Annotated in this window: 3 protein-coding genes; all 3 read right to left on the minus strand. The window is 74.9% G+C overall.

The window, feature by feature from the left end:
• Nucleotides 1-187 (minus strand): hypothetical protein (locus BMG07_RS40715; RefSeq protein ID WP_198089218.1); only part of this gene is annotated, 187 nt, incomplete at its 3' end.
• Nucleotides 175-501, minus strand: a complete 327-nt coding sequence (locus tag BMG07_RS40720) for an HAD family hydrolase (RefSeq protein ID WP_198089219.1) — start codon at nucleotides 499-501, stop codon at nucleotides 175-177. The genes BMG07_RS40720 and BMG07_RS40715, both read right to left, overlap by 13 nt.
• Nucleotides 498-1,109, minus strand: a 612-nt coding sequence (locus tag BMG07_RS40725; protein WP_269759908.1) for an FGGY-family carbohydrate kinase, incomplete at its 5' end; no start/stop codon positions are given. The genes BMG07_RS40720 and BMG07_RS40725, both read right to left, overlap by 4 nt.

The following is a 1,109-nucleotide window of genomic DNA, read 5'->3' on the forward strand; positions in this document are numbered from 1 at the left end:
GGTTGGCGCACACCAGCACCAGGCCGCGCGCGGCCGCGCCGTCGAGCAGCGGTTGCAGCGCGGCGGGCGGCATGCCGTCGGGCAGGCTGGCCAGCAGGATGAAGTCGGCCCGCGCCACCGTGTCGACCGGCTCGAGCGCCAGACCCTCGACCATGGGCGCGTCTTCGGCCGGGTTCACGAGCAGCACGCGGCGGCCCAGCGTGCTCCACGCGCGCGGTCGCGCCGGTGCAGCATCTGCCAGCACACCTCGCCGGAACTGATGACGCCGTCGTACAGATCGGGCGTGACGCCGAAGCGCGCCAGCCGCGCGCTGTTGTGCGCGGCGCGCTTGCCGGAGTTGCTCAGCACCAGCACGCGCTTGCCGTGGGCCCGCAACTGGCGCAGCGCCTCGGCCACGCCGGGGTAGGGCGCGTGGCCGTCGTGCAGCACGCCGAACTGGTCGAGCACGAAGCCGTCGTGGTGTGGGGCCAGTTCGGCCAGCCCTTCGGCCCAGCGCGTCATGCCGAGGCTCCCTGGCGCGCCAGCAGCGCCGTGCCGCAGGCCGCGTCTTCATGCAGCGGCGCGACCATGTCGATGCCGAGCCGGCGCGCACGCAGTTGCGTCCACGCGGCGTTGCGCGCGCCGCCGCCCACGGTGAACACGCGCCGGGGATACGGCGCGCCGAGTTGCGCGATGCGGTCGTAGGCCATGCGCTCGACGCCGGCCACGCCTTCGAGCAGCGCCTGGAAAAAGCGCAAGTCGTCGCTGGGCCGGGGCTCGGTGCGCGAGCGCTGCTGCGGGTCGCTCAGCGGAAAGCGCTCGCCGGTGGCGGGCAGCGGGTAGTAATCGAGCCCGGTGGGCGCATCGGGCTGCAGCAGCGGCGTGAGCCGTGCCATCTGCTCGGCGCTGAAATGGCGCAGCAGCGCGGCGCCGCCGCTGTTCGACGCGCCGCCGACCAGCCAGAGCTCGCCCAGCCGGTGGCTGTACACGCCGTGGGCCGGCGCGAACACGGGCGCGGCGCCCAGCAGCTTGACCACGAGCGTGGTGCCGAGCGAGGTCACGGCGTCGCCCGGCCGGTGCGCGCCGGTGGCCAGGAAGGCGGCCACGCCGTCGGTGGTGCCGGCGACCAC

It is taken from the genome of Variovorax sp. E3, from assembly GCF_016082275.1.
In the GTDB taxonomy this organism is placed as follows: domain Bacteria; phylum Pseudomonadota; class Gammaproteobacteria; order Burkholderiales; family Burkholderiaceae_C; genus Variovorax.